The sequence below is a fragment of the Janthinobacterium sp. GW821-FHT03A03 genome (assembly GCF_059421435.1).
Window position 1 is genome coordinate 53507 of record NZ_JBWKUZ010000007.1, and the last position, 25838, is coordinate 79344.

The 25838-nt window shown below is 64.5% G+C and carries 27 protein-coding genes; 7 read left to right on the top strand and 20 right to left on the bottom strand.

From position 1 onward, the window contains the following. Positions 1-41: 41 nt before the first annotated feature. Positions 42-1367: an ATP-binding protein gene (locus tag AC07VI_RS15465; protein WP_086145928.1), complete on the top strand. Its 1326-nt coding sequence runs from the start codon at positions 42-44 to the stop codon at positions 1365-1367. Here the strand turns inward: AC07VI_RS15465 and nosR are convergent. The 8 genes from nosR to AC07VI_RS15505 all read right to left on the bottom strand — a co-directional run bounded on the left by nosR (position 1364) and on the right by AC07VI_RS15505 (position 9429). Continuing rightward, entirely contained in the window at positions 1364-2701 is a 1338-nt protein-coding gene (nosR, locus tag AC07VI_RS15470; protein ID WP_492994991.1) for a response regulator c-di-GMP phosphodiesterase, NosR family, read from the bottom strand. The two genes, AC07VI_RS15465 and nosR, sit on opposite strands and share 4 nt — an antisense overlap. Beyond that, on the bottom strand, positions 2698-4161 hold the full coding sequence (locus AC07VI_RS15475; protein ID WP_086145929.1) for an ATP-binding protein: 1464 nt from the start codon (positions 4159-4161) through the stop codon (positions 2698-2700). The genes nosR and AC07VI_RS15475 overlap by 4 nt, the downstream gene beginning before the upstream one ends. 14 nt (positions 4162-4175) lie before the next feature. Beyond that, positions 4176-5015, bottom strand: a complete 840-nt coding sequence (locus AC07VI_RS15480; protein ID WP_086145930.1) for an HDOD domain-containing protein — start codon at positions 5013-5015, stop codon at positions 4176-4178. Beyond that, a complete protein-coding gene (locus AC07VI_RS15485) occupies positions 5012-5356 on the bottom strand; it encodes a hypothetical protein (RefSeq protein WP_086145931.1) in 345 nt (114 codons plus the stop codon). Before AC07VI_RS15485 ends, AC07VI_RS15480 begins: the two co-directional genes overlap by 4 nt. Beyond that, the gene (locus AC07VI_RS15490; RefSeq protein ID WP_086145932.1) at positions 5353-6219 is read right to left on the bottom strand and encodes a response regulator; all 867 of its coding nucleotides are present in this window, start codon (positions 6217-6219) and stop codon (positions 5353-5355) included. The genes AC07VI_RS15485 and AC07VI_RS15490 overlap by 4 nt, the downstream gene beginning before the upstream one ends. 124 nt (positions 6220-6343) lie before the next feature. Then, positions 6344-6802 (bottom strand): hypothetical protein, encoded by a 459-nt coding sequence (locus AC07VI_RS15495; protein ID WP_139842494.1) that lies wholly within the window; start codon positions 6800-6802, stop codon positions 6344-6346. Between the two features lie 87 nt (positions 6803-6889). Continuing rightward, positions 6890-8152, bottom strand: a complete 1263-nt coding sequence (locus tag AC07VI_RS15500; RefSeq protein WP_492994995.1) for a DEAD/DEAH box helicase — start codon at positions 8150-8152, stop codon at positions 6890-6892. 218 nt (positions 8153-8370) lie between these two features. Next, positions 8371-9429 (bottom strand): Lnb N-terminal periplasmic domain-containing protein, encoded by a 1059-nt coding sequence (locus AC07VI_RS15505; RefSeq protein ID WP_172404751.1) that lies wholly within the window; start codon positions 9427-9429, stop codon positions 8371-8373. 184 nt (positions 9430-9613) lie between these two features. Between AC07VI_RS15505 and AC07VI_RS15510 the strand changes: the two genes are divergently transcribed. Together AC07VI_RS15510 and AC07VI_RS15515 are read left to right on the top strand one after the other, a co-directional pair. Then, positions 9614-10324, top strand: coding sequence for a hypothetical protein (locus AC07VI_RS15510; RefSeq protein ID WP_492994997.1), 711 nt, complete (start codon positions 9614-9616; stop codon positions 10322-10324). Positions 10325-10358: 34 nt separating this feature from the next. Continuing rightward, complete coding sequence (locus tag AC07VI_RS15515; RefSeq protein WP_086145987.1) at positions 10359-10715, top strand: glyoxalase superfamily protein; 357 nt, start codon at positions 10359-10361, stop codon at positions 10713-10715. 2 nt (positions 10716-10717) lie between these two features. On the opposite strand, the gene AC07VI_RS15520 is transcribed toward AC07VI_RS15515, so the two are convergent. Then, entirely contained in the window at positions 10718-11887 is a 1170-nt protein-coding gene (locus AC07VI_RS15520; protein WP_086145937.1) for a mandelate racemase/muconate lactonizing enzyme family protein, read from the bottom strand. A 97-nt stretch (positions 11888-11984) separates the two neighbouring features. Between AC07VI_RS15520 and AC07VI_RS15525 the strand changes: the two genes are divergently transcribed. Both AC07VI_RS15525 and motA read left to right on the top strand, forming a co-directional pair. Further along, positions 11985-12944, top strand: coding sequence for a LysR family transcriptional regulator (locus AC07VI_RS15525; protein WP_086145938.1), 960 nt, complete (start codon positions 11985-11987; stop codon positions 12942-12944). A 3-nt stretch (positions 12945-12947) separates the two neighbouring features. Continuing rightward, complete coding sequence (gene motA, locus AC07VI_RS15530) at positions 12948-13811, top strand: flagellar motor stator protein MotA (RefSeq protein ID WP_076566560.1); 864 nt, start codon at positions 12948-12950, stop codon at positions 13809-13811. Between the two features lie 30 nt (positions 13812-13841). Here the strand turns inward: motA and AC07VI_RS15535 are convergent, their stop codons facing one another. The 7 genes from AC07VI_RS15535 to AC07VI_RS15565 form a co-directional block, all read right to left on the bottom strand. Then, positions 13842-15308, bottom strand: a complete 1467-nt coding sequence (locus tag AC07VI_RS15535; protein WP_086145939.1) for an aminotransferase-like domain-containing protein — start codon at positions 15306-15308, stop codon at positions 13842-13844. 9 nt (positions 15309-15317) lie between these two features. Next, a complete protein-coding gene (locus tag AC07VI_RS15540; RefSeq protein WP_086145940.1) occupies positions 15318-15902 on the bottom strand; it encodes a LysE family translocator in 585 nt (194 codons plus the stop codon). 283 nt (positions 15903-16185) lie between these two features. Beyond that, the gene (locus AC07VI_RS15545) at positions 16186-16422 is read right to left on the bottom strand and encodes a hypothetical protein (protein WP_139842495.1); all 237 of its coding nucleotides are present in this window, start codon (positions 16420-16422) and stop codon (positions 16186-16188) included. A 452-nt stretch (positions 16423-16874) separates the two neighbouring features. Next, positions 16875-17261, bottom strand: coding sequence for a hypothetical protein (locus tag AC07VI_RS15550; RefSeq protein ID WP_086145942.1), 387 nt, complete (start codon positions 17259-17261; stop codon positions 16875-16877). Positions 17262-17364: 103 nt separating this feature from the next. Further along, positions 17365-18000, bottom strand: a complete 636-nt coding sequence (locus AC07VI_RS15555) for a Vat family streptogramin A O-acetyltransferase (protein ID WP_099419419.1) — start codon at positions 17998-18000, stop codon at positions 17365-17367. Between the two features lie 131 nt (positions 18001-18131). Further along, the gene (locus tag AC07VI_RS15560) at positions 18132-19958 is read right to left on the bottom strand and encodes a DUF4153 domain-containing protein (protein ID WP_086145988.1); all 1827 of its coding nucleotides are present in this window, start codon (positions 19956-19958) and stop codon (positions 18132-18134) included. Between the two features lie 101 nt (positions 19959-20059). After that, positions 20060-20497: a hypothetical protein gene (locus tag AC07VI_RS15565; protein WP_086145944.1), complete on the bottom strand. Its 438-nt coding sequence runs from the start codon at positions 20495-20497 to the stop codon at positions 20060-20062. Between the two features lie 83 nt (positions 20498-20580). On the opposite strand from AC07VI_RS15565, the gene AC07VI_RS15570 reads away from it, so the two are divergent. Both AC07VI_RS15570 and AC07VI_RS15575 read left to right on the top strand, forming a co-directional pair. Continuing rightward, on the top strand, positions 20581-20964 hold the full coding sequence (locus AC07VI_RS15570; RefSeq protein WP_086145945.1) for a MerR family transcriptional regulator: 384 nt from the start codon (positions 20581-20583) through the stop codon (positions 20962-20964). Next, positions 20951-21370 (top strand): DUF4952 domain-containing protein, encoded by a 420-nt coding sequence (locus tag AC07VI_RS15575; protein WP_157792291.1) that lies wholly within the window; start codon positions 20951-20953, stop codon positions 21368-21370. Before AC07VI_RS15570 ends, AC07VI_RS15575 begins: the two co-directional genes overlap by 14 nt. 106 nt (positions 21371-21476) lie before the next feature. Here the strand turns inward: AC07VI_RS15575 and AC07VI_RS15580 are convergent, their stop codons facing one another. The 4 genes from AC07VI_RS15580 to AC07VI_RS15595 all read right to left on the bottom strand — a co-directional run bounded on the left by AC07VI_RS15580 (position 21477) and on the right by AC07VI_RS15595 (position 25779). Further along, a complete protein-coding gene (locus tag AC07VI_RS15580) occupies positions 21477-22118 on the bottom strand; it encodes a choice-of-anchor C family PEP-CTERM protein (RefSeq protein WP_099374917.1) in 642 nt (213 codons plus the stop codon). 230 nt (positions 22119-22348) lie between these two features. Continuing rightward, positions 22349-23653 carry an isocitrate lyase gene (aceA, locus tag AC07VI_RS15585; RefSeq protein ID WP_492995005.1) on the bottom strand — a complete coding sequence of 435 codons (1305 nt, stop codon included), beginning with the start codon at positions 23651-23653 and terminating at the stop codon, positions 22349-22351. A 354-nt stretch (positions 23654-24007) separates the two neighbouring features. Continuing rightward, positions 24008-24502, bottom strand: a complete 495-nt coding sequence (gene rraA / locus AC07VI_RS15590; RefSeq protein WP_086145949.1) for a ribonuclease E activity regulator RraA — start codon at positions 24500-24502, stop codon at positions 24008-24010. A gap of 38 nt (positions 24503-24540) precedes the next feature. Continuing rightward, positions 24541-25779 (bottom strand): MFS transporter, encoded by a 1239-nt coding sequence (locus AC07VI_RS15595; protein WP_099419422.1) that lies wholly within the window; start codon positions 25777-25779, stop codon positions 24541-24543. Positions 25780-25838: the final 59 nt, after the last annotated feature.

A 25838-nucleotide genomic window follows, 5' to 3' on the forward strand; every position in this document is an offset into this window, starting at 1 on the left:
ATCGAGCCAGGATGACATCAGTGCCGTGCAGCCAGCGAGGTATGACGATGCAGTTCGAGGATTTCGACTTTTCCACCCCCGAGCCCGGCAAACACGGCGGGGACAGGCCTGGCGACGGCGCCCCGGCCGCCACGGCCGTGCGCCTGCAATACCTGCTCGACAATACGCCCTCCATCATCTATTGCACCGTGCCCAGCGGCGACTTCAAGATGACCTTTGTCAGCAACAACGCCCTGAACGTGCTGGGCTACCAGCCCGAGGACATGGTGGCCGACCCCAATTTCTGGTTCGACCACATCCACCCCGACGATGCCCCCGGCATCTTTTCCAGCCTGGCGCAGATCTTCGTCGAAGGCGCGCGCGCCTATGAATACCGTTTCCGCGTGCGCGACGGCAGCTACCTGTGGATGCACGACAGCCTGCGCCTGGTGCGCGATGAGCACGGCGTGCCCTTCGAGGTGATCGGTTCGCTGACGGATATCACCGAACGCAAGGGCATGGAAGCGATGCTGCAGGCGCGCGGCGAGGAGCAGCAACTACTGATCAGCAAGTTGCAGGAAGCGCATGACCAGCTGCTGCAATCGGAAAAAATGGCCTCCATCGGCCAGCTGGCGGCGGGCATCGCGCACGAAATCAATAATCCGATCGGCTTCGTCAATTCGAACATGAGTTCCCTGCAAGGCTATGTCGCCACCCTGTTCGACGTCATCGCCCAGTATGAAACGGCGCTGCGCGAAGCGCCCGGCCTGGCAGCGCGCGTGGAGCAGGTGCGCGCGCAGGCCGACCTGGGCTTCCTGCAGGACGATATCGGCGACCTGGTCGGCGAATCGATGGATGGCTTGAAGCGCGTGCGCGACATCGTGCAGGCGCTGAAGGATTTTTCCCACGTGGGCGAGACGGACTGGCAGGTGGCCAGCCTGCACGCGGGCCTCGACAGCACGCTGAACATCGTCGCCAACGAATTGAAATACAAGGCGCGCATCGAGAAGCAGTACGGCGAGCTGCCGCCGATCCTGTGCCTGGCCTCGCAGCTGAACCAGGTCTTCATGAACCTGCTCGTCAATGCGGGGCAGGCCATCAGCGGCGAAGGCGTAATCAGCATCCGCACCGGCCATGCGGGCGACTGGGTGTGGGTGGAAATCGGCGACACGGGCGCCGGCATCGCCCCCGAACACCTGAACCGCATCTTCGAACCGTTCTTCACCACCAAGGCCGTCGGCAGCGGCACGGGCCTGGGCCTGTCGCTCTCCTACGGCATCGTCAACAAGCACGGCGGGCGCATCGAGGTGGCCTCGGAAGTGGGCCAGGGCACGCGCTTTACCGTGCACCTGCCGCTGCAGCCGCCCACCGCCGCCGCGAACGCCTAGACGTCCTTCACGGGCGCATACACGCGGATGCTCAGGCGCCCGCCATTCTTGCCTTCGAAATCGAGCAGCTGGGCGATCACGCGGGCCGTCAGCACGTGTTCGGCCGCCAGCAGCATCAGGCCGTCCCTGCTGATCAGGTCGCGCGACAGCACCATGCCCGGTTCCAGCTGGCCCGACAGCACGGTCAGGTCGCGCGCCGGCGGCTCCGTTTCTTCCATGATGCCGCGGAAAGCGGCCACCACGGCCGGGTCGTAGCGCTTGCCGACGCTGTCGTAGATCAGGGTGCGGGCCTCGTCGGCGCGCAGGCTGCGCTGCACCATGGCGCCGATCTGCAAGCCGTCGTAATCGGACGCCAGCGCCAGGATGCGCGCGCCCAGCGGAATGGCCAGGCCCACCAGGCCATCGGGAAAGCCGCCGCCGTCGAAGCGTTCCAGCTGCGAACGCAGGATCACGGAAACGGCGCGCAGCTCGTCGAGCGCCATCAGCAGCTGCTCGGCGCGCAGCGGATGCTTGCGGAAGGCGGCCAGCTGCTCGCCCGTCCAGGCGCTGGCCGGCAGTTCCAGCACGTCGTCACTCAGGCTGAGCTTGCCGATATCCTTGAGCAGGGCCGCGATGAACACGTCGCGCGCTTCCTGCCCTTCCAGGCCCAGCGCCTGCGCCAGCTTGCGCGACAGCTCGGCCACCCTGCGCGCATGGCCGGCCAGCTTGCCGCCGCGCATCTCGATCAGGTTGGAAAACACCTTGATCGTCGTCACGAACGTGGTCTTCAGGCGCTCGTTGGCCGCCTGCACCTCGTCGTGCGACTGTTTCAGCTGCTGCGTGCGCGTGGCCACCTTCGCCTCCAGGCTGGCATTGAGCGCCTGCAGCTCCACGTTCTGGCTGGCCGTCAGCGCTTCCAGGCGCCGTTTTTCCTGCTCCAGCGCGCGCCGCTCCAGCGCATGGCGCACCACCAGCACGATATCGTTCTCGTCCCACGGCTTGGTCACGTAGCGGTAGATCTCGCCCTGGTTGATGGCGTCGAGGATGGACTGGATGTCGGCATAGCCGGTCAGCAGCAGGCGTATGGTGCCGGGCCAGCGCTGGCGCACCTGGGCCAGGAACTGCGCGCCGTCCATCTGCGGCATGCGCATGTCGGAGATGACCATGTCCACCGTCTCGGCCTCGAGCAAGGCCAGGCCGGCCGCGCCGCCGTCGGCCGTCAGCACGCGGTAGCCGTGCGGGCGGAACAGCCGGCGCAGCGACGAGAGGATATTCGGTTCATCGTCGACGCACAGGATGGTCGGCGGCGCGGCCGCGGCGCTGGTGCTGATGCTCATGCTGTCCTGTTCGGTCATGGTGCGACGGCCTGCGCCTGGCGCACGGGCAAGGTGATGCGGAAGGTGGTGCCGCGGCCGAGGCAGCTGCGCACGTCGATGCGGCCATGGTGCTTCTGCACCGTGGTGTAGGCCAGCGACAGGCCCAGCCCCGTGCCCTTGCCGATGGCCTTGGTGGTGAAAAACGGGTCGAAGATGCGCGACAGGTGTTCGGGCGCGATGCCGGCGCCATTGTCCTCGACCTCGATCCACACTTCGGCCGCATTGTCGCTGCCCGTGCGCAGGGTGATGCGCCCGTGCGCCTCGCCCATGGCGTGGGCCGCGTTGACGACCAGGTTCATGATGACCTGGTTCAGTTCCGACGGCTGGCACTCGACGTCGGGAATGTCGCCGAACTCGCGCACCACGTCGGCCTTGTACTTGACCTCATTGTTCACGATGTTGAGCGTGGTGTTGATGCCCTGGCGCAAGTCGGCCCACACCCATTCCTGGTGCGCGTCCGTGCGCGAAAAATCCTTCAGGTCCTGCACGATGCGGCGCACGCGCGCAATGCCTTCCTTCGACTCGCCCATCAGCAGCGGAATGTCGGTGCGCAGGAAATCGAGGTCGATCTGCTCGCGCAGCGCGCGCAGGCGCGCCGCCACCACGGGGTCGGCGACGGCCGGCTCGGCATCCTCGTAGGCGTCGAGCATGCTGAACAGGTCGTCCAGATACCCTTCCAGGGTGCCGACATTGGAAAACACATAGCCGATGGGGTTGTTGATCTCGTGCGCCACGCCGGCGGCCAGCTGGCCGATCGAGGCCAGCTTTTCCGACTGCAGCAGCTTTTGCTGGGCCAGCGACAGCTTGCTGTTCAATTCCGTCAGGGCAAGGTTGCGCTCGCGCAACTCAAGGTCGGCGATCTGGCGCTGGCGGATATCGTCGGCCAGGCGCTCGTTCATCTCGGCCAGCTGGGCCGTGCGCTTGGCCACCAGGTGTTCCAGGTTGTCGTGCGCCTTGCGCAGCGCGCTCTCGGCATTGCGCCGCTCGCTCACGTCGCGCAGCGTTTCGATGGCGCCCACCAGCCGCCCCTGGCGGTCGCGCAGGGGTGCCGCCGTGAAGTGCAGCCAGTGGCCGTCGGGGCCGATATCGGCAAAGAAATCCTCGGCTTCGTAGGCGCCGGGAATCACGGAAGAACGCTTCAGCTTGCCAAGGTAGAGTTCATTTTCGCCCAGCGCGATATCGTCGGCCACCAGCAGGTCGGCCAGGCAGGCGCGCGGCTGCGGATAAAACGCCTTCCAGTGGTCGCGCGTGCCGACCATTTCGGCGGACGTAAAGCCCAGCAGCTGTTCACAGGCGCTGTTCCAGTGCGTCACCACGTGGTCCGTGTTGATGGCGAAGGTGGCCACGGGATGGCCGTCGAAAAACGCCGACAGCGCGATGGTGTCGCCCTGGCGGCGTTCCGGCGTGGCGGGCAGCGCCTGTCCTGCTTCTGTTTCCATGGCCTCTATCCTGTTCATGCCAGCATGATCCGCGACATTTCATCGAAGGTGTGTTCCGTTTGCCGCAGCAGCGCCAGCCAGGCCTGCTCGTCCAGCGCAACGCCGCGCCAGGCCGCCGGCGACAGTGGCGGCACCAGTGCATCGTCGGCGCCCGCCAGGTCGAGCCCGAGGACGATGGCGTTGGCCATGTGCACGGCCAGCGGCAGGCCGCCCGCTTCCAGCCGCTCGATGGCGTGATGGTCGGCCACGGCCTGCTGTATCGTGGCGGGAAACTTCCAGTAGGCGGCCAGGGCGCTGCCCACCTGCGCATGGTCGATGCCGATGACGGCAAGTTCCGCCTCGGCCATCTGGCAGTCATGGGTCTGGCGGTGGCTGCGCACGAGCGCGTGCTCGGCCGGAAAACGCGTCACCAGCACCAGGGTGCCCAGGTCGTGCAGCAGGCCGGCCGTGAAGGCCGTTTCGGGATTGACGCGCAGGTGCGGCGCCAGCAGGCGCGCGGCGACGGCGGTGGCCAGCGAATGGCGCCAGAAGGCCTGGAAATCGAAGCCGTCGCCCACCGGCGCGAAGCTGCCCGTCAGGGCGCAGGCCGTGACGACGGTGCGGATGCTGTGAAAGCCCAGCACGGATACGGCTTGCGGAATGCTGGTGACCTTCGATTGCATGCCGTAGAACGAGGAATTGGCGATGCGCAAGGTTTTCGCCGCCAGGCCCTGGTCCAGTTCGATCTTTTGCGCCAGCACATGGACGTCCGTGTCATCCTGGTCCATGCTCGACAGCAGTTCCAGCACCACCACGGGCAGCGAGGGCAATTCCTGTATCTGGCGGATGATGTGTTCAAAACTGAGCCGTGTCATGCCGCGCTCCCTTGCCGGTAGCGCTGCAGCAGCGCCAGCAGTTGCGACCCCGCGGAACCTGGCGGCGTGGCGCGGAACAGCACGGCCAGGCGTTCCAGGCGGCGCAGGCGTTCCTGCTCGGCCTGCGCCTGCGCGGCGGGGTCCGGCTCCTCGTCGGCGACGACGTGGCAGCGCTCGACATTGCGCCTGCGCAAGGCCGTCAGGCTGGCCGCCGTCAGGACGGCGCCCTGGGCCAGCAGCACGGCGCCGCCGGCGTCGTTCAGCGCCTGCGCCAGCACCATGCCTTCCTGCGCTTGCTCGATGGAAATCTCGCGTCCGCTCTCACTCACGCTTTCACTCATGTATCCGCTCCATGACGACTCAGGGTGACCAGGCTGCCGCGCGAGCGCGAATGCAGGCCCATGGGGTGGACGGCCACGGCATATGGCTGGCCGTCGATGGCGGCCAGGCAGGGCGCGCCCTGCCCGTCGAACAGCTGCGGCAGCACCAGCGCCGCCTCGTTGCCCAGCAGGGCCGCGCCCCGCTCGAACAGGTTGGCCGCCGCCGCATTGATGAAGGCAATCATGCCGTCCTCGTCGAGTCCGATCACGGGCAGCGGCAGAAATTGCAGCAATTCGCGCGCGATGCCCAGGCTGACCTCGTCGCGGCTGATCTGGTGCTGCTGCTGGCGCACCAGCGCCTGCATGGCCGCATTGGCCGCCGCCAGGGCCAGGTTGGCGTCGCGCAACTGCGCGTTAAGGCGCACATTGTCGTCGTCGATGCCCTTCAGGCGGAACGCTTCGGCGATATGCTCGCGCAGCTGGTGGTCTTCCCAGGGCTTGGTGAGGAACTTGAAGATGGCGCCTTCGTTGACGGCGTCCGTGACGGCCTGCAGCTCGGTGTAGCCCGACAGCATGATGCGGATGGTCTGCGGACGCAGCAGCTTGGCCTTGCGCAGGAAGTCGGCGCCCAGCATGCCGGGCATGCGCTGGTCCGAGACGATCACGTCGACGGCATGGCCGGCCAGCACGTCCAGCCCTTCCTGGCCGCTGCCGGCCGTGAGGATCTGGTAGCCATCGCGCCGCAGCAGGCGCTTGAGGGAAGCGAGGATATTCGGTTCGTCATCGACCAGCAGCAAGGTGCGCGGCTGCGCCACGGGCGCCTGCCCGGCGTCCGCCGCCAGCACCGCCGTGACCGGCATACCGTGCTCGTCGTGCAAATCCATCGGAACATCCTCTCATCGCCACGGCGATATCGGAGCTGCCTGGAGGGGGAATCGGCCGCGCGGCACCATTGCGCGGCAGCCAGCTTGCGCTGAAATTATACGACTAAATATTCCTTTTGGACATTTATCCGCGCCGTGGCGGGCACGGCATGTCGCGGTAAAACATAAAGCCGCCCAGGCCGATGGCCTTGGTGTCGGCTTGCACGCCATACACCAGCGTATTCTTGTCCGCCTCGATGCGCAGCAGATTCTGGTGCTGCACGATTTGCGCGTGGGACAGCTCCAGCGAGGGCGTCGGCGCCAGCGCCAGGCGCAATTCGCCCCTGGCGGCGTCATACGCCCAGCGGCCCGGGTTATAGAAGGCGAAGCCGCCGTCGAAACGCAGGCTGCCATCGCTGAACTGGGTCAGGCAAATGCCGGGAAATTCGCTGGGCGGGTTGTACCAGGTGGCGGCCACGGCCGCATCGGCCGGCGTCTTGCCCGGCATCCGCATGCCGGCCTTGTCACCGTTGCCGCCCATGCCGGCGCAACCGGCCAGCGCCAGCGCGCACGCCAGCGCGCCCGCGCGTTTGATGCATGTCATGTGCATTCCCGTCCCCTTGCTTTATAGAAACACAATCTTAGTCCGGGAAACCTGGCCTTTCAAGCGGCCAGCGCACATAAGGCGCATTTAATTGCCTGCGGCCGCCTTCGCAGCCATGGCAGCGGCCTCGCGCAATTTATCCTTTTTGCTCTTGCGCGCGCCCTTCACGCCGCCGTTCACCGTGTCCGTGGCGGGGTTCGCGCGCGTGGGCAGTTCCGTCGGCTCGAAGCCGGCCACCACTTCGCGCACGATGCGCAAGTCGTTGCGGTTCTCGATCAGACGGAAATGCGCTTCCGTGTCGGCCGTGACGAAACTGACGGCCGTGCCGCTTTCGCCGGCGCGCCCCGTGCGGCCGATGCGGTGCGTGTAGTCGACGGCCGAGCGGGGCAAGTCGTAATTGACGACGGCCGGCAGGCCGGCGATGTCGATGCCGCGCGCGGCCACGTCGGTGGCCACCAGCACCTGCAGGCGGCCCGCCTTGAAATCGGCCAGCAGCTGGCTGCGCGTGCCCTGGCTGAATTCGCCGTGGAAGGCGCCCACGTGCAGGCCCGCGCGCTGCAGCTTGTCAGCCACGTGTTCGGCCGCGTATTTGGTGGCAACGAACACCAGCACCCGCTCCCACTGCTGCTGCAGGATCAGGTAGCGCAGCAGCTGGGTGCGGCGCGGCACGTCGACGGTGATGGCGCGCTGCACGATGTCGGGCTTGTCCTGCGGTTCGGACGCCACCTCGATGCGCACGGGTTCCGCGAGCAGGCTGTCGGCCAGCGCCTGCACGCTGTCGGGGAAGGTGGCGGAAAAGAACAGGTTTTGCCGTTTCGCTGGCAGCAATGCCAGGATGGCGTTGATTTCCTCGCTAAAGCCCATGTCGAGCAGGCGGTCCGCTTCGTCGAGCACGCACAGCGACACGCCGCCCAGCTTCACGGCATTTTGCCGCACCAGGTCCAGCAAGCGGCCCGGCGTGGCGACGACGATGTCGGCGCCGCCGCGCAAGTCCATCATCTGCGGATTGATCGACACGCCGCCGAACAGCACGGAAATCTTCAGTTTGACGGGCAGCGGCCTGGCCAGCGCGTGCACCGTCTGCCCCACCTGCGCCGCCAGCTCGCGCGTGGGCACGAGGATCAGCGCGCGCACCTGGCGCGGGCCGGAAACGGGCGCCATCAGCGCCTGCAGCAGCGGCAGCGCGTAGGCGGCCGTCTTGCCGGAACCCGTCTGCGCGGCGCCCAGCACGTCGCTGCCGCGCAGGATGGCGGGAATGGCGGCCGCCTGGATGGCCGTCGGCGCGGCATAACCGGCCTTCTCGACGGCGCGGACCAGGGCGGGAATCAGACCCAGGGAGGAAAATGGCATAGCGGGCCTTCTTTATTCGTAAAGTGAGACCGGCCGCGAAAGGCGGCCGGTCGGAATAGCGACAGTATAAGGCAATGACCGTTAACACCCAACCAAACCTGCCGCGCGTCGGCATAGGCGGCCAGCGATGCTCACTGTCCTATTCGTACAGTTCCGCTTGTCGGCGACCTCTTCCTGCCGCTCGCCACGGTTTGATGGGGCGTCGTTGCGACAGCAGATCATTGCTTGGGCATTTGCAGCTTCGGGTAGCCCGTTTCATCGTAGCCCGGCATGCCGCGGCGGATCGCGTGCGAAAAGTCCGCATCGTCGTTGGCCGCCCGCGCGCGCGCCGTGACGTGGCCGCCCTCGCGCAGCTGCTGGAAGCTCAGGCCGGGCACCAGGCCCTTGACGTCGAACAGATAGCGGTCCAGGTAGCCCGAGGCCAGCAGCCGGTAATCGAGCGGCAAGCCCGGCACGATGCGGCGCACCATCTCGAAGACGATGGTGGTGCAGTTGGCCGTCAGGGTGTTGTAGAACTGCGGCTGGGCCTTCAGCGCCTGCGCCTCGTCCAGGTAGGCGAGAAACAGCGAGCGCATGGCCGCCTTCGGCATCATCACGCGGTACAAGTGCATGTCCTCGCCGCGCGCATTCGTGCGCACGCGCAGGATGTCGCGCTCGTCGGCGGCCACCAGGCTCATTTCAAAATGCTTGAAAAAACCGCCGATGGCGGAAAAGCTTTCGCCCTTTTCCTTGCGGATTTCGATGGAAAACGTCAGAAAGCGCCCGTCGGCAAAGCCGAACGAGATCAGCGTATGCGCGATATAGGGCCCCGTCCAGTACGACAACGCCGCGTCCACCGTGCGCAGTTCGTCGAGGTCGTAGCTGCGCTGCTCCCACTTGACCGTGTAATCGTCATCGCTGCGCCAGTCGAAATTGCGCACATTCTCCACGGTGACCAGATTGCCCTTGACGGTGCCCGTGACGTTGCGCGCCACGTCGTCGGCCCACACGCGCTCCTGCCTGGGCGCGATGAAGCTCCACCACACGAGCAGCAGGATGAAGCCGGCCGCATACGGCAGCAGCACGCGCGCGTCGCCGCGCATCCACCACAGCGCCACGCTGGCCACGCCCAGCGCGGCCCACAGCAGCGCGCCGATGGCTTGCGCGGCCGTGCCGCCGGACAGCTGGTACCACAGCGCCAGCGCGCCCCACAGAGCGGTCAACAGGAGAATCAGGGAAACGGCCATTTTGCCGACGGTGGCCAGCACGGAGCGGGCACGCAGTGAGAAGAAAGTCATGCCCCGATTATACGGGCAAGCGCAGGAAGAGGTGCGTCCGGGCAAGTGCAGCTGCAACAGGCCCGGCCGTGAAATCATTGCTTGCCTGCCAATTTATTTCATGAGAGCATGTTGCAAAAAATAAAATGTATAGACAAGGCATCCTGTCACCGCAGCGCAGCCTTGCCGATTTCCGGAGACACCTTTGCAAGCCCCTTCCCTGTACGCCCTCGCCGGCAGCCTCAATTCCCTGTTCATCGTCGTCAGCCTGTACGGCCTGTGGTCGCAGCTGCAAAAAATCTGGCGGCGCAAGCGCGATGCCGGCATCGGCGCCGGCCAGACGACGGACATTTTGTCGATCAACCAGTTCACCGTCAGCTTCCTCGCATATTGCGCCTTCTTCGTCTACGGCTATTCGATCACGCCGTTCAACCACTACATCGTCTGGCCCCGTCTGCTCGCGTCCCTGATCGCGCTGGCCATCCTGTTTGAAATCGAGCGCGACCGCCGCAGTCTGACCTCGCGCAATGCGCTGCTGGGCTGCACGCTGCTGCTGGGCGCGGGCGTGGCGGGGCTGGCCTTCGGCCCCACGTTCAGCGATGAAAAGAGGCTGATCTCGCAAAGCCTGATCGTCGCCGTCACCGTGCTGCTGGCGCAGGGCTATGCGCACCAGATCCGCTTGATCTGGCGCTCGGGCAGGACGGGCGCCGTGTCGTTAAAGATGAGCCAGTTCATTCTGGCGATGGATGTCAGCACCATCTTCTTCGCCTGCGTCATGGGGCTGGAAACGGGCTGGCCCCTGCTGCTGCTGGCCTGCGTCAGCGCCACGACCAAATTGATCATCATGTGGCTGTTCCGCTGGGAGAAGGCCAGCCCCGCCGCACGCATGAAGCGCCAGGCGCCGGCCTGCGGCTAGAATGGCGGCATACCCACCTGTCGAAAGCACCGCCATGCATGCTGCCATCCCCATCCTGCGCATCTTCTCGGAAGAAAAAGCGCGCGAGTTCTACCTCGGTTTCCTCGGCTTTACCCTGGACTGGGAACATCGCTTCGAGCCTGCGGCGCCGCTGTACCTGCAGGTGACGCGGGGCGATCTCGTGCTGCACCTGTCCGAACACCACGGCGACGCCACGCCGGGGTCGGCGCTGCTGATCCCCGTCGACGACGTCGCCGCCCTGCACGCGGAACTGCAGGCCAGGGATTATCCGTATGCGCGGCCCGGTATCCGCGACGAGGACTGGGGCCGCGTCCTGGAAGTGGCGGACCCGTTCGGCAACAAGCTGCGCTTCTGGCAGCGCAGCGAGTAAGGTTATTGCCCGCTCAGCGCCCGCATTTCCGCATACAGGTTCGCCTTGCCCTCGAAGCCGATGCCAACCAGCTCCGGCATGGTGATGTGGCCGTTTTCCACGCGCACGCCGTCGGGGAAGCCGCCGAACGGCTGAAACAGGTCCGGATACGACTCATTGCCGCCCAGGCCCAGGCCGGCCGCGATATTCAGGGACATCTGGTGGCCGCCGTGCGGGATGCAGCGGCTGCGCGACCAGCCGTGCTGGTGCAGCATGTCCAGCGTGCGCAAATACTCCACCAGGCCGTAGCTGAGGGCGCAGTCGAACTGCAGCCAGTCGCGGTCGGCGCGCATGCCGCCATAGCGGATCAGGTTGCGCGCATCCTGCATGGAAAACAGGTTTTCGCCCGTCGCCATGGGCTTGTCGTAATAGCTGCGCAGGGTGGCCTGCAGCTCGAAGTCGAGCGGGTCGCCCGCCTCCTCGTACCAGAACAGGTCATATTCACGCAGCGCCTTGGCGTAGGCGATCGAGGTGTCGAGGTCGAAGCGCCCGTTGGCGTCCACGCACAGCTTCTGCCCATCCTGCAGCACCTCCATGATGGCGTCGATGCGGCGCAAGTCCTCGTCCAGCGAGGCGCCGCCGATCTTCTTCTTGACCACCGTGTAGCCGCGGTCGACATAGCTGCGCATCTCGTCCTGCAGGGCGGACAGGCTCTGGCCCGGGTAGTAATAGCCGCCCGCCGCATACACGAACACCTGCTTGCCGGGCACGCCCGTGCCGTGGCGCTCGGCCAGCAGCTGGAACAGCGGTTTGTTCTCGATCTTCGCCACGGCATCCCAGACGGCCATGTCGATGGTGCCGATGGCTACCGAGCGCTCGCCATGGCCGCCCGGCTTTTCATTGGTGTACATGCAATCCCAGACCTTGTGCGGATCGAGGTTGCCGCCGTCGTCCGTCACGAGACTGGCCGGATCGGCGTCGAGGATGCGCGGGATGAAACGCTCGCGCATCAGCATGCCCTGGCCGTAGCGGCCATTCGAGTTGAAACCGTAGCCGACGACGGGCTTGCCGTCGCGCATCACGTCCGTGACGACGGCCACCAGGCTTAACGTCATCTTCGTGAAATCGATGTAGGCGTTGCGGATGGGCGAAGAGATGGGGATGGTCTTTTCGCGGATCTCGACGATTTTCATGCGGCTCTCCTGTGCTTGAATGGTGACGCCAGCTTAACCGCGATATACAGTCGTATAATCGACTACAATTTAAACCATTTTTCACTTCAAGTTAATAATGAAAAGCGACGCCACCACGGAAATGGCCTTCTTTGTGCTGCTGGCCAAGCTGGGCAGCCTGTCGGCCACGGCGCGCGAGCTGGGCATCACGCCGCCCGCCGTCAGCAAGCGACTGGTGCTGATGGAACAGCGCCTGGGCGTGCGTTTGCTCAACCGCAGCACGCGGCGCATCAGCCTGACGGGCGACGGCGAAAATTATCTGCAGCAGGCGCGGCAGATCCTCGACGACATCCGCGCCATGGAAGAATCGCTGGCCAGCGGCAGCGCCGAACCGAAGGGATTGTTGCGCGTGAATGCCACGCTGGGATTCGGGCGCACGGTGATCGCGCCCCTGCTGTCGCAATTCGCGCTGCGCCACCCGCAGCTGGAAGTGCAGCTGCAGCTGACGGACAGCCCCATCAACCTCGTCGAACAGGCGTACGACCTGGGCATCCGCTTCGGCGACTTGCCCGACACGCGCTTGTCGGCGCGGCGCATCATGTCGAACCGGCGCTTCCTGTGCGCCTCGCCCGCCTACCTGCAGGCGCACGGCACGCCGCAAACGCCCGAGGAGCTGGCCCGGCACCGCTGCATCGTGCACCGGCAGAACGACGACGCCTACGGCATCTGGCGTTTGAGCCGTGGCCGCGCCACCCACACGGTGAAGGTGCGCGGCACGGTGGCCAGCAACGATGGCGACGTGGTGCTGGGCTGGGCGCTGGACGGCCACGGCATTCTGCTGCGTTCGGAATGGGACCTGGCGCGCTACCTTGACAGCGGCCGCCTGCGCGTGGTGCTGGCCGACTATACGCTGGCGCCGGCCGACCTGTACGCCTACTACCCGAGCCGCCACCAGCTGCCCGCCAAAGTGCGCGCTTTTATCAATTTTCTCATCCAGCAGCTGCAGCCGGAAGCGGCCACGACGGCGGAATCGGGTTACACTACAATATTGCGATATGGCAATATTATGAAGGAGTAGGTTTTGCTAGTCATACTCGGATTTCTCGTCGTGCTGTTTTCCGTCTTCGGCGGCTTCGCCATGCAGGGCGGCCATCTGGCGGCCCTGTTCCAGCCGCTGGAACTGCTGATGATCGGCGGCGCCGCGCTGGGCACCTTCTTTGTCGGCAATGACGCCAAGGCCATCCGTGCCACGTTCGCCGCCATACCCACCCTGTTCCACGGTTCGCAGTACACGAAGGCGCGCTACATGGAGCTGATGGGGCTGATGTATGAAATCCTCAGCAAGATCCGCAAGGAGGGCCTGATGTCGGTCGAGGACGATATCGACGACCCCTACCGCAGCGCCATCTTCGTGAAATACCCGTACACGCTCGGCGACGAGCACATCCTGGAATTCATCACCGATTATCTGCGCCTGATGGTGTCGGGCAATATGGACGCCTACCAGATCGAAAACCTGATGGATAACGAGATCGAGACGCACCACGAGGATGCGGAAATGCCGATCCAGACGATTTCGCAGCTGGCCGACGCCATGCCCGCCTTCGGCATCGTGGCCGCCGTGATGGGCGTGGTGCACACGATGGCGTCCGTCGGCTTGCCGCCGGCCGAGCTGGGCGTGCTGATCGCGCAGGCGCTGGTGGGCACCTTCATCGGCATCTTGCTGGCCTATGGCTTCATCGCCCCGCTGGCCAGTTTGCTGCGCCGCAAGCACCATGAAACGGCAAAGATGTACCAGTGCGTGAAAGTGACCTTATTGGCCAGCCTGAACGGCTACGCGCCCGCGCTGGCCGTGGAATTCGGCCGCAAGGTCATTTCCGCCACCGAACGCCCCTCGTTCAGCGAACTGGAAAACCATGTGCGCCAGGTGCGCACGAAGAACTAGGCACGATGGCTGAACCGCCCCGGCCGGTGCTCAGGACTTGCCCCCGATGCCGGCGGCGGCGCTGGCGCGGGCCAGGCTTGAGCGCGCGCCAGCCACGGCGCGCAGGCGTTCTTCCAGGTAGGCGCTCACGCGCGGATGCTGGCTGAAGGCGACGTTGAAGCGGATGTGCCGGTCGGGCGTGTCGTTGGCCGAGAACGCGGCGCCGCGCATCAGCAAAATCTTGTTGCGGTAGGCGTCCTGCACCAGCAAGTCCACGTCCAGCCCTTCGGGCATGGAGCCCCACAGGAAAATGCCCGCATCGCCGGGCTGCTCGAACAGCACGCCCGCCGCGCTCAGCTGTCGCGTGCTGGCGTTGCGCGCCACCATGATCTTGCGTTGCAGCCGCTCCAGGTGCTTGCGCAGGTTGCCGGCCTTGAGTACTTCCAGCAGCACGTATTCGTTGAGCGCAGGCAACGTCATGATGGAATGGATCTTGCTGCGCATCAAGGGCTTGAGCAGGGCCGGCGCCGCGGCCAGGTAGCCCATGCGCAGGGCCGGACTCAGCGCCTTGCACAGGCTGGAATAGTAGATCACGCCGTCCAGCCCGGACAGCGACGCCAGCCGCGTGCTGTGGCCCGGCTGGAAATGGCCGTGCACGTCGTCTTCGGCGATCAGGAAGCCATGCTGCTGCGCCATGATCAGCACCTTGTGCAGGTTGGCGGCGCTGCTGCTCCACCCGGTGGGATTGTGCAGGGCCGTCTGCATGAACAGCAGGCGCGGACGGTGCGCGCGGCAGGCCGCTTCCAGCTCGTCCAGGTCGAGGCCGTCGGGGCGGCGCTGAATCGGCACCAGGCGCACGCCGTCCTGGCGCAGCCTGCCGAACATCAGGAAGTATCCGGGGTCTTCCACCAGCACCGTATCGCCGGGCTGCAGGAAGGTGCGGCAGATCAGGTCGATGGCATGGGTGCCGCCGAACGTGGTGAGGATGTGGCTGGCGTCCGCCGCGATGCCGATGCCGCGCAACAACAGCGCGATCTGCTCGCGCAGTTCGGCCAGCCCTTGCGGCGGACAGCGCGAGGCCATGCCGGCCGCGCTGCGCGCCAGGCCGCGTTGCACGGCGGCCGCCGGCAGCGCGTCCTGCAGCCAGGTGGGCGGCAAGGCGCCGCTGCTGGCCAGCAGCACGCCCGGCCGCTGGTCGTTCACTTGCTGGCTCAGCCAGACCGGCTCCTGCTCCTGTCCCGCTTCCAGCGCCACCTCGTCGGGAATGGCGCGGCCGGCGTCAGCCGGTGCGCAGACGAAGAAGCCTGTCGTGCCGTGCGTATCGATAACGCCTGCAGCCACCAGCCGGTCATATGCGACCACCACGGTGTTGGTGCTGACCGCAAGCTGCGCGGCGAGCTGGCGGATCGACGGCAGCCTGGTCCCGCCAGGCAGCACGCGTTGCGCGATCTGCTGGCGCAGTGCGGCCTCGATCTGCTGGAACAGGGCGACGGGTGAGGAGCGGTCGATGGCGAACATGGCGCAAGTCTAGCGCAAAAACGTCAGGGCGAGGAGCAGCAGGATGGCGCCCATCGCCAGATTGAAGATGCGCTGGTTGCGCGGCGCTTTCAGCACGCCGCGGATCGACACGCCGAACAGCGCCCACATGGCGTTGCACGGCATGCCCACCACGGTGCCGGTCACGGACACCAGCAGCGCGCTGGCGAGCATGTTGCCGTGCGCAGGCATGAAGACCGACGCCATGGTGACCGCCTTGATCCAGCTCTTCGGGTTCAACGCCTGGAACAGCGCCGCCTGCGCCAACGACACGGCCTTCGGCGCGCTGCTTCCCGCCACCGAGGCGCCGGCCAGCTTCCAGGCCAAGAACACCAGGTACAGCGCGCCCGCGATGCGCAGCAGCTGCTGCGCCATCGGGTAGGCAACGAACACGCTGCCCAGGCCCACGCACATGAGCATGGTCTGCACGAAGATGCCGGCCTGGATGCCGAGGATCACCGGCAGCGCCCCCCGATAGCCGAAATTGGCGCCGGTGGTGGCCAGCATGACGTTGTTCGGCCCGGGCGTGGCCGACATCACAAAGCAATAGCTCATCAGGGGCAGGAGTTCGGTCATGGCAGGCAGTCGCAGCGTGGAGAAGGCCCCAGTCTAGAAGCGCGGCACGTCAGCGACAAGGCACAAGGCGGCGCGTACAGGCACATGCTGTATCAGTCGGGCGACGGCTACAGCGGCGACAGGGGCCGCCCCGCCCAGGCCCCATCGGGTTCTCATATGCCTGGAACCATGGAGCAAAACTGGGCTGGCGGTGGCGCTTTACCTAAATGGCACCGTCTGCTTACGCCCTATTGCAGACGTTGCAGTAGCTGAGCCGTAGCGTCGATAGCTTGCCTTAGCGTGCTTAAGGGGTCTCGGACTTGAGCGCCGGATGTGCAGCGAACTCTTCTGGATACCATTTCTCAAGCAACGCAAGCGTAAGCTCCCCAATCGACTGCGCAGCCTTCTCGCGACCTTTGCCTGCCAGTTCTGTAAGTGGCAATTCCATTTCAAGCGGATGCTGTCGATTTGCGTCTCGCTGATGAGTTATGACAAGTTCGCCAGCTTGGTTAATGCAGAACGCTAGGTATGGATGATGCATGTTATTGCTTCCGTGGCAGGCTAATCTTAAGCCGTGGTTGTCTTGAAACTGCGCCCTGAGTCTGGACGTCCGCTTTTGGCCGATAACGGAAGCACTACGCGGTTCTCCAAATTGATTCGAACTCTTGATGGGAAATCACACTATACCCTGACTCTGATAAATCGAGAGGCTTTTCCGAGATCCCGCCAAATTCGTCGCTCTCATGCTCGGCACCATAGCAAAGCAGCGGACCAGAATCATACTGTTCGATTTGTCGGGTAACCCAGCCTGCACCATCGACTTCAAAGTACCACCAGGACGTGCCCCATGCATCGTACCTGTCACTACCAGTCTCTTCCCCGTGTCTTTTTACGTAAGCTGGCATACTTGAATTGCGTAGTGAACGGAAACTAACGTCAGTCGCCCGCTTCCGGCCGATTGTTACCATCAAATAATGGATCTTTCCCACAAACTTACGCGCATCCAAACGTCTCTAGGGAGCCAGCGAGTTTGTAGTCGGTAATTCCATAAAGTTTCTTTAGTAATGCATCGATCGCTTGAAATAGCATGTCAGGGTCAGCTGACTTGTACTGAACACATGCCAGCCGGCCGGGCGACCAATCGATGATCTGTGCAGGCTGAAGTACTGCAAAAACGTCGGTGATGAGTGAGACCGGTGAAGAATTTTCCGTATAAGAGAAATCCATGTAATCGCCGTAGATCAGTATCCATACGTCAGGACGCCCAACAACGCTTAGTCTCGCGTAAAACTCCCTTGATGGAAGCTCACCATGGAGATGTAGGCTGCCAAAGGCTGCCTGCAAGATCCGGCGAACTTCTTCTTTTGATTCCTCTTGCATTGCTAACCCTACTCAGCTGATGAATGAATTTAATGCGCTGCATCTCGCATGTTTGCACAACCGTCTGCTGCCGGCCAAAGCCGGCACGGCATCGGCCACGTCCTCAGCGGGCGGCGGCATACAGCGCGTCCACGTCCCCGCCCCGGATCAGGTCGAGGTGCCTGCCTATCCATTCTGCCGGACGGTCCCACCAGGCAATGTCCAATAGCCGTTGCACGGACGCGGCATCGAAGCGCTCCCGGACGACACGTGCCGGATTGCCGCCGACGATGGCGTAGGGCGGGATGTCGCCTGTGACAACCGAGCGCGCGGCAATGATGGCGCCATCGCCGATGCGTACCCCGGGCATGATGAGTGTGTCGTAGCCTATCCACACGTCGTTGCCGATAACCGTATCGCCCTTGTAGGGCAATTCGCCCCCGACTGGCCGTGCAGTTTCCCATCCATTGCCAAAAATAAAGAACGGATAGCTGGAAATCCCGTTCATTTGATGGTTGGCGCCGTTCATGATGAACTTCACCCCGCGCGCGATGGCGCAGAATTTGCCGATTCTGAGGCGGTCGCCGATAAACGGGAAATGGTACAGGACATTGTCTTCGAAATGCTTGACGCCGTCCGGATCGTCGTAATAGGTGTAATCGCCGATTTCAATGTTGGGGCGGGTGAGAATATTCTTCAAAAAGCAGATTTGCGGGAATCCAGGCATTGGATATGCAGTGTTCGGATCAGGACCTTGCATGCTCTCTCCATATTGCATATTCCGGCTGAAGTACGCCATGGCAGACGGCCGGAGTCGCGGATCCCACGAAGCCATTGCCTTAATGACAAGTAAATGCTTCTATCCGGCGCCTCCGGCCCTCTTGCGGCCGTTTACGGCGTTGGCGGCGTCGCCGCCGTCTCCTCCGGGCAGCTGAGCTCGTCCTCCGGCGTATACAAGGTCATCGGCACGCGCTGGCCGTCCACTTCCAGCTCGCGCACCTTCGGCGGCACCAGCTGGAACGCGCCCGCCTGCAGTTTTTCGCGCAGGGGCTTGCAGCGCAGGGCATCGGTGGGGATTTGCCCGCGCGCGGTCCAGCTGCCGTCGTCTTTTTCCGCCAGCAAGACGGAAGAGGCGCGCGGGTCGTTGCTGATCAGCAATACTTCCTGTTTGCCATCGCCGTCGAAATCAAGCAGGTAGGCGTCGCACTGCTGCCCTGCCCGCTTCAAACAGGCGGGCAGGCGCCAGGCCGGGCCCACTTGCGTCCAGTCCTGGCGCAGGAAGCTGTCCGGCAGCTTCGCCGTGGCCGGGCGCAGGGTCAGGTTGATCGACACATCGCTCAGCGCGCCCGTCTCGTCGAGGCGGTTCTGGCGCTTGAGCATGGCTTCGGCGCGGGCCCGCACGATGGCGGCGTCCGCTCCCGTCGAGCGCGTCTTGAGTTCCTGCAAGGCGGCCTGGCCGTAGCGCGCGCCCTCGAAGCGCAGGTATTCGAAATCGAACTTGTCCACGCCCACCTTGCCGCTGTCCAGGCGCGCCATCTGGCTGGCCACGGAAATGCGCGCCGGGTCGGCCAGCGGCGAGAACAGGGCAAACAGCACCAGCAGGGTAACAAAAGCGGTGGCCACGTTGACGTTGGCGATCAGGTGCAGCCAGTCGCCATATTTGCTGGCCGCCCAGGCGTAGCCGATGGCGTAGCAGGTGGCGATCAGGAGGCAGGCGCAAGCGATCAGGCGGTCGGACGTCCACCCATGCGACATCACGCGCAGGGTCAGCGCATAGATGGCGATGCCCACCACCCACGGCAGCAGCAGGCACGCCAGGCGCGTGCCCAGGCGGATGCCGCGCGCCACGCCATGGCCCACTTCGCCATTCTGGAAGGCGGCATTGATCAGCACCACCAGCACGCCGGCCATGCCCAGCAGCACGGACGCCGCATGGCGCGTGGCCCACAGGCGCTCGAAGCCGATGAAGGGCAAAGTCAGCAGGAAGCCGGAGACCAGCACGGCGGCAATCGGCATCAGCCACGACAGCAGCACCAGCAGCAGGGTGCGGATGCCGCGCACGATGGACGGACGCACGTCCGTGATGTGGATGGCGAACGAAAACGCGAAGCAGATGACGGGAATCACGAACCAGGCCCGGCCCAGCAGCTTTTTCAGGAAAGTCAGCTTGATCAGCAGGAACAGCTGCCCGCCCAGCCACAGCACCAGCCACAGGCCCAGCACGAACAGCAGGGAAAACAGCAGCTGGATGCCCAGCTTCCAGGCGATTTCAAAATAAGTCGGGTAGCGGGCGATGCGCCGGCCATCCTGGGCGCTGGCCAGCACCAGCGCGTGGGCAATATACAAGCCGACGACGCAGAAGCCGAAGAGCTGGGCGGAAATCACGCGCAGCGGCGCGCCCGGCTTGTAGTTGCCCCAAATCACGTGTTCGGCCCCGCGCGCCACGTCGTGCCAGGCCAGCACGGCCAGCACCGCGGCCGCGCCCGCCATCCACATGGCGATGCGCTTCGCCGACATATGGCCCAGGCTGGAGACGAGCAAAATGGGCAGCAGCAGGCACACCAGCATCAGGGGACCCAGCAGGTAGGCTTCCGTGGCGGGCCAGACCTTGTCTTGCGCCGTGCTGTACAGCCAGTACAGCAGCAAGCCTTGCAGCAGGCCCGTCACCAGGCGCGTCACCGCGATGCGGGGCGCCACCACCGGATCGAGCAACGCCATGTTTTTTCCTGCCGCATCCTGCTGCATAATCATTCCCTTAGAGTCGTTCATTGCAGTCATTGTTGCACTGCGAGCACGGCCATTATTGCATTTCGTTATCGTCATCTCAACAGCGATTCGCGCGCGCGCCCTTCCCGCCCGACTCCGGTGCCGCGCAAAGGCAGGCTTTGCGCGAGGCCCCAGGCCAGTTCCGGCACGAGGAACAGCCACAGCAGGGGCTGGCCCGTCACCAGCCAGGCCCACGCCATCCACAGGGAAAACAGGTAGCGGGCCGCCGCGTCATAGCGGCCGAAGCGCGGCTGCGGGTCGAGCGTGCGCAGCACCGACCAGACCAGCACCACGCTGCCCAGCAAGCTGCCGATGAGTACATGAAACGGTCCGAAGACGGGCAGCGGCACGCCGCCCAGGCGCACATTGAGGTCACTCAACTGCTCGCGCAGCAGCAAGAACGTCCACGGCGTGGTAAACGGGGCAATCAGGAGCAGATCATAAATGGCGCTGGCGCGCACCAGGCGGCGGAAGGCGGAAACGGACAACATGGAACACTCCTGTCTGTGGAAAGCGCCCATGATCAGGCCTGGAGTACACTCCAGGGTCAAGCATTTTATGAAAGAAAAGAACCATGCAGATCGGCGAGATGGCACAGGCGACAGGCTTGAGCCGCGATACCCTGCGCTTTTATGAAAAACGGGGCTTGCTGCGCGCGCGGCGCGGCGCGAACGGCTACCGCGACTACCCGCCCGAGGCGGCCGACTGGCTGCGCTACCTGCGCACGGCGCAGCAGCTGGGCTTTACCCTGGCGGAAATCGAGGCCGACATGCCGCTGCTGGCCGCCGCCGGCGATCCGGCCACGGCGGAACTGCTGCGCGCGGCGCTGGCGCGCAAGCTGGGCGACATCGACGCGCGCATCGCGGGGCTGACGCAGCTGCGCGGCGAACTGGTGCGGCGTATGGGGCCGCAGATGGCGGCCTGTCCACTACGGGGTGATGCCGATGCACGCCACTAAACTACTGCCGTGGCTGCTGTTGCTGGGCGCGGGCGGCGCGCAGGGCGCCCCCCTGGCCTGCGGCGACTTCCTGTCCCGGCAGGGGCAGAAGCCCGCCTACATCGTCTACCAGGGCTGCCGGCAAAACAGGGAACGCCAGGACCAGCCGTTCGAGGCCCGCTATCAGGTGGACGGCAAGCATGCGCGGCAGGCGGAAGCCTACCTGCGGCGTACGTATGGCTTGCCCAGGCTACAGCGCTATTGCTGCGTCTGGGACAGCACGCCCCATTCCTGGCGCGACCGCCGCACGGGCTACGGCTATGTATTAGGCATGGCCACGGGCGAAACGCCGGTCAGGACGCGTGACGCCTGGCCGCAGATCGGGCGCTTTTTCGTGCAGGTCGACGGCTACGCGCAAGACCCATGAAAAGCAAAAACCGCCTGTGCGTCGCAACAGGCGGTTTTGAGTTGGGACAAGGCCGGACTTCGAGCCTGTCCCGGTAGATGCATACATCCCCTGCTGGGATAGGCTCTTATCTGGCGGCCTTGCGGCGGCGCAGGAAACCCATCAGGCCCAGGCCGGCCAGCAGCATGGCATAGGTTTCCGGCTCCGGCACGGCGGCCATCACGGAAACGTTGTCGATGACGGCGCCCGAGTAATTGTCGAACGGCGTGCCAGCCTTCGCGGCGCTGGCAAACGACAGCGTCGCCAGGCCGGTGGACGCGGCCGTAAAGCTCAGGGTATTGCTGTACAAGGTGTTCGAGGCGGCTGCCGTCGAATAGAAGTTTTGCGCTACGCCGCCGAAATTGACGGCCACGCCCTGGCCGGCAGGGCCGCCCGGATTGCGCGCCATGTCAAAGGCCAGGTTGTAGGTCTGGCCGGCCACGACATTGAAGCTTTGCGACAGGAAACCCGGGCCAGGCGTGCCCAGCATGTCGATGCTGTAGCCGTTGATGGCGTTGTAGGCATTGCGGATCAGGTCGACCGAGGAAGCGCCCACCGTCCAGCCGCCGATGGCCGAGGAACCGCCGTTGACGACGTGAAAGCCGCTGGCAAACGTGTATCCGGGCGCGACCGACTCAAAATCGCCATTCGTGATCAGGTTGACGGGGCTGGCGCTGGCGCTGCCGGCAACGAACAGGGCAACAACTGCGGCGATGGTGGCGATTTTCATGGTCTGATTCCCTTGCTTTGATGACATTTAACTTACCTTAATGAAATCATATAGGAGCTCGCGGAAAAACACAAAGAACTTTCCAAAAAAATATTGAATGTGGATATTTTGTAACGAATCAAGCCTGCAAAATGGCCGGCGCCACACAAAAAAAACCACAGCGGCCGGGGCGCGCTGTGGTTTTTTACTGGGCGGGGATGTGCCTCCCCTGCCCGCCTCCCCGCACTTCCTTAAATCTGGGCAAGCTGCCTGGCGTCGAAGAATTGCTCGTCTTCCGTCGAGCCGTGCAGTGCCGTGGTGGAACTTTGCCCCTGCTGGATGGCTTGCGTCACGGCGTCGAAGTAGCCGGTGCCCACTTCGCGCTGGTGCTTGACGGCCGTAAAACCTTTTCCCGCCGCTGCAAATTCCGCTTCCTGCAACTCGACGAAGGCCGACATCTGTCTGCGGGCATAGCCGTGGGCCAGGTTGAACATGCCGTAGTTCAAGGCGTGGAAGCCGGCCAGGGTGATGAACTGAAACTTGTAGCCCATGGCGCCCAGTTCCTTCTGGAACTTGGCAATGGTGGCGTCGTCGAGGTTTTTCTTCCAGTTGAACGAAGGCGAGCAGTTATAGGCCAGCATCTTGCCGGGAAACTTCGCATGCACGGCGTCGGCGAATTTTTTCGCAAACAGCAGGTCCGGCTTGCCCGTTTCGCACCAGACGAGGTCGGCATACGGCGCATAGGCCAGCGCGCGCGCCACAGCCTGGCCGAGGCCGGGACGCGTCTTGTAGTAGCCCTCCACCGTGCGCTCGCCCGTGCAGAACGGCCGGTCGCTGGCATCGACGTCGGACGTCAGCAGGTCGGCCGCTTCCGCATCCGTGCGGGCGATCACCAGAGTCGCGACGCCCATGACGTCGGCAGCCAGGCGCGCCGCCGTGAGCTTTTCCACCGCCTCGCGCGTGGGCACCAGCACCTTGCCGCCCATGTGGCCGCATTTCTTGACGGACGCCAGCTGGTCTTCGAAGTGCACGCCGGCCGCGCCCGCGTCTATCATGGCCTTCATCAGCTCATAGGCGTTCAGCACGCCGCCGAAGCCCGCTTCCGCATCGGCCACGATGGGGGCGAAGAAATCGATGTCCTCCTTGCCTTCCGACCACTGGATCTGGTCGGCCCGCGCCAAGGTATTGTTGATGCGCCTGACGACGGCGGGCACGGAATTGGCCGGGTACAGCGACTGGTCCGGATACATTTCACCGGCATTGTTGGCGTCGCCTGCGACTTGCCAGCCAGACAAATAAATGGCTTTCAAGCCCGCCTTCACCTGTTGCATGGCCTGGTTGCCCGTCAGCGCGCCCAGCGCATTGACGAAAGGTTCATTGCCCAGCAGGTGCCAGAGTTTTTCCGCGCCCCGCCGCGCCAGCGTGTGTTCGACCTGCACGGAGCCGCGCAGGCGCACCACGTCGGCCGCCGTATAGTTGCGCACCACGCCCTGCCAGCGCGGATTGCCATCCCAGTCTGCCTGCAGGGCCGCTGCCTGCTGTTCACGCGTTGCCATGGCGCTCTCCTGTTCATTGCAAAGTTAAAAGTGACATCCATTGAGCCAATAATAGGCCGGTTTGTGCGCAGCAGCAATAGTCTTATATAAGACACATAAATAAAAATTTCCTCCATAAAATCATATGGTTATTGCTGGTTTTTCATGATGCGGAAGGATATTTCTCTGCGTGAGACAGCCGCCGCCGCGTCGCCCGCCACGGCATTCCGTCATGTGGAATGCCATCCGCCGTGATGAAAAGCGCTGCCTGTCAGCAGCATAGCGCCCGCTTCGCCAGGGAACTTGCGCGGCGACAAGCGGGACAAAAAAACGCGCCGGGCGGCGCGTTGGAGACACCACAGCAGGGAGGCAGGCTCAGTCGAGCTCCTGGCGCGCCACCAGCACGCCGTCCGCGTCCGCATAGATCCAGTCGCCCGGATGCACGGCCACGCCGCTGATATCGACGCGCACGTCGCGCTGGCCCGTGCCCGCCTTGTTGCTCTTGCGCGGATGCGTGGCCAGGGCGCGCACGCCGATCTGGCAGACATTGATTTCCTCGCTGTCGCGGATGCAGCCGTGGACGACGATGCCGGCCCAGCCATTGCTTTCCGCCAGCACGCCCAGCTGGCCGCCCACGAGCGCGCGGCGCAGGCTGCCGCCGCCGTCGATCACCAGCACATGGCCCTGGCCCGGCGTTTCCAGGGTGCTGCGCACGAGGGCGTTATCCTCGAACACTTGCAAGGTAGTGGCCGGGCCGCTGAAGCGCATGCGCTGACCAAACGCGCGGTACACGGGCGGCAGCACGGCCAGGGCGCCGTCGTCGAGCATGGCCGCGTAGTCGTCGCACAGGTCGGTGGTGGCAAAAGTCATGCTATCTCCTCGTGAAATAGTATCGGATGGCAACGATTCTATGCCTTTTGCAGCGCCGCGGCACGCGTTTTCCCGCCCACGCCCACGGCCGTGGCGATGGCCAGCGCCTGGAACAGGCCTATGCACACGAACAACAGGGCCGGATGGTTGCCATCCATCAGCGCGCCAAAGAACAGGGGGCCGACGGCCAGGCCGCTGTCGAGGCCCGAATACACGACGCCATACACGCGCCCCGTGGCATTTTTCGGCGCCGCCGCGCGTATCATCAGGTCGCGCGACGGCCCCGCCACGCCCGACGTCATGCCGATGGCGCCCATCAGCACGACGGCGCCCCAGGCCGGCACCACGGCCATGGCCAGCAGCACGGCCAGCAGGGCGGCGGCGGAGAAGGCGATCGCCACGTTGCGGTCAGGATGCCGGCTGCGCGCCCCCACCACGCCGCCGGCCAGCATGCCCACGGCCGAGGCCAGCATGTAGGCCGTGTAGGCGCTCGTCGCCAAGGCCAGGCTCATGTCGTACAGCTTGACGAGGGCCACGCTGGCAAAGCTCTGGATACCGCCCAGGGCGATGGCGGTGATGAAGAAGAAGGCAAAGCACATCCACACGGCCGGCAGGCGCAGGAAGTCCAGGGTGCCTTCGCCGCCGCCCGCCTGGCCCGGCGCCGCCTTTTTCAAGGGCTCGGGGCGGATGGCGTGGCGGTTCAGGAACAGGATCAGCAGCACGGCAAACGGCAGCACGGCCGCGCACTGCAGCGCAACGCGCCAGTCGTAATGGCTGGCGACATAGGTCATGAACAGGGGCGACAGGGCCCAGCCGATGTTGCCGCTGATGCCATGCACGGAAAAGCCGTAAGCGACGCGGGCCGGCGAGACGCGCTGGTTGAGGATGGTATAGTCGGCCGGGTGGAACACGCTGTTGCCCATGCCGGCCAGCATGGCGCCCAGCATCAGCGCCGCATAGCTGTGCGCGGTGGACAGGGCCAGCGCCGACACGCCCAGCAGAAAAACGCCGGAAAACAGCACGGCGCGCGCGCCGAAGCGGTCGACGACAAAGCCGGCCAGCGCCTGGCCCACGCCCGAGATGATGAAAAACACCGTCATCAGCAAGCCCAGCTCCGCATACGACAGGCCGAAAGCGGGCTTCAGCCAGACGAACAGGGCCGCCAAAATCAGGTGGTAGAAGTGCGAAATACCATGCGCCAGGCCCACCAGGGCGATGACGCGCGCATCGCTGCGCAAGGTTGGCGGCGAGTGCCTTGCCGAGTTAGTTGTTATCATGTCATACCCTGTCTTATACTGATGAAGCTCAAGTGTATGCAAAATACCATCGTCCGTTT

Coding starts and splice junctions, on each gene's coding strand:
- AC07VI_RS15550 (WP_086145942.1), bottom strand. CDS start 17,261: ATGCAAGAGGAATCAAAAGAAGAAGTTCGCCGGATCTTGCAGGCAGCC.
- AC07VI_RS15475 (WP_086145929.1), bottom strand. CDS start 4,161: ATGGAAACAGAAGCAGGACAGGCGCTGCCCGCCACGCCGGAACGCCGC.
- AC07VI_RS15480 (WP_086145930.1), bottom strand. CDS start 5,015: ATGACACGGCTCAGTTTTGAACACATCATCCGCCAGATACAGGAATTG.
- AC07VI_RS15485 (WP_086145931.1), bottom strand. CDS start 5,356: ATGAGTGAAAGCGTGAGTGAGAGCGGACGCGAGATTTCCATCGAGCAA.
- AC07VI_RS15520 (WP_086145937.1), bottom strand. CDS start 11,887: ATGAAAATCGTCGAGATCCGCGAAAAGACCATCCCCATCTCTTCGCCC.
- AC07VI_RS15465 (WP_086145928.1), top strand. CDS start 42: ATGACGATGCAGTTCGAGGATTTCGACTTTTCCACCCCCGAGCCCGGC.
- AC07VI_RS15555 (WP_099419419.1), bottom strand. CDS start 18,000: ATGCAAGGTCCTGATCCGAACACTGCATATCCAATGCCTGGATTCCCG.
- AC07VI_RS15575 (WP_157792291.1), top strand. CDS start 20,951: ATGCACGCCACTAAACTACTGCCGTGGCTGCTGTTGCTGGGCGCGGGC.
- AC07VI_RS15525 (WP_086145938.1), top strand. CDS start 11,985: ATGAAAAGCGACGCCACCACGGAAATGGCCTTCTTTGTGCTGCTGGCC.
- AC07VI_RS15495 (WP_139842494.1), bottom strand. CDS start 6,802: ATGACATGCATCAAACGCGCGGGCGCGCTGGCGTGCGCGCTGGCGCTG.
- AC07VI_RS15565 (WP_086145944.1), bottom strand. CDS start 20,497: ATGTTGTCCGTTTCCGCCTTCCGCCGCCTGGTGCGCGCCAGCGCCATT.
- AC07VI_RS15595 (WP_099419422.1), bottom strand. CDS start 25,779: ATGATAACAACTAACTCGGCAAGGCACTCGCCGCCAACCTTGCGCAGC.
- AC07VI_RS15560 (WP_086145988.1), bottom strand. CDS start 19,958: ATGGCGTTGCTCGATCCGGTGGTGGCGCCCCGCATCGCGGTGACGCGC.
- AC07VI_RS15570 (WP_086145945.1), top strand. CDS start 20,581: ATGCAGATCGGCGAGATGGCACAGGCGACAGGCTTGAGCCGCGATACC.
- AC07VI_RS15500 (WP_492994995.1), bottom strand. CDS start 8,152: ATGCCATTTTCCTCCCTGGGTCTGATTCCCGCCCTGGTCCGCGCCGTC.
- AC07VI_RS15505 (WP_172404751.1), bottom strand. CDS start 9,429: ATGACTTTCTTCTCACTGCGTGCCCGCTCCGTGCTGGCCACCGTCGGC.
- aceA (WP_492995005.1), bottom strand. CDS start 23,653: ATGGCAACGCGTGAACAGCAGGCAGCGGCCCTGCAGGCAGACTGGGAT.
- AC07VI_RS15490 (WP_086145932.1), bottom strand. CDS start 6,219: ATGGATTTGCACGACGAGCACGGTATGCCGGTCACGGCGGTGCTGGCG.
- AC07VI_RS15515 (WP_086145987.1), top strand. CDS start 10,359: ATGCATGCTGCCATCCCCATCCTGCGCATCTTCTCGGAAGAAAAAGCG.
- rraA (WP_086145949.1), bottom strand. CDS start 24,502: ATGACTTTTGCCACCACCGACCTGTGCGACGACTACGCGGCCATGCTC.
- nosR (WP_492994991.1), bottom strand. CDS start 2,701: ATGACCGAACAGGACAGCATGAGCATCAGCACCAGCGCCGCGGCCGCG.
- AC07VI_RS15540 (WP_086145940.1), bottom strand. CDS start 15,902: ATGACCGAACTCCTGCCCCTGATGAGCTATTGCTTTGTGATGTCGGCC.
- AC07VI_RS15580 (WP_099374917.1), bottom strand. CDS start 22,118: ATGAAAATCGCCACCATCGCCGCAGTTGTTGCCCTGTTCGTTGCCGGC.
- AC07VI_RS15545 (WP_139842495.1), bottom strand. CDS start 16,422: ATGCATCATCCATACCTAGCGTTCTGCATTAACCAAGCTGGCGAACTT.
- AC07VI_RS15535 (WP_086145939.1), bottom strand. CDS start 15,308: ATGTTCGCCATCGACCGCTCCTCACCCGTCGCCCTGTTCCAGCAGATC.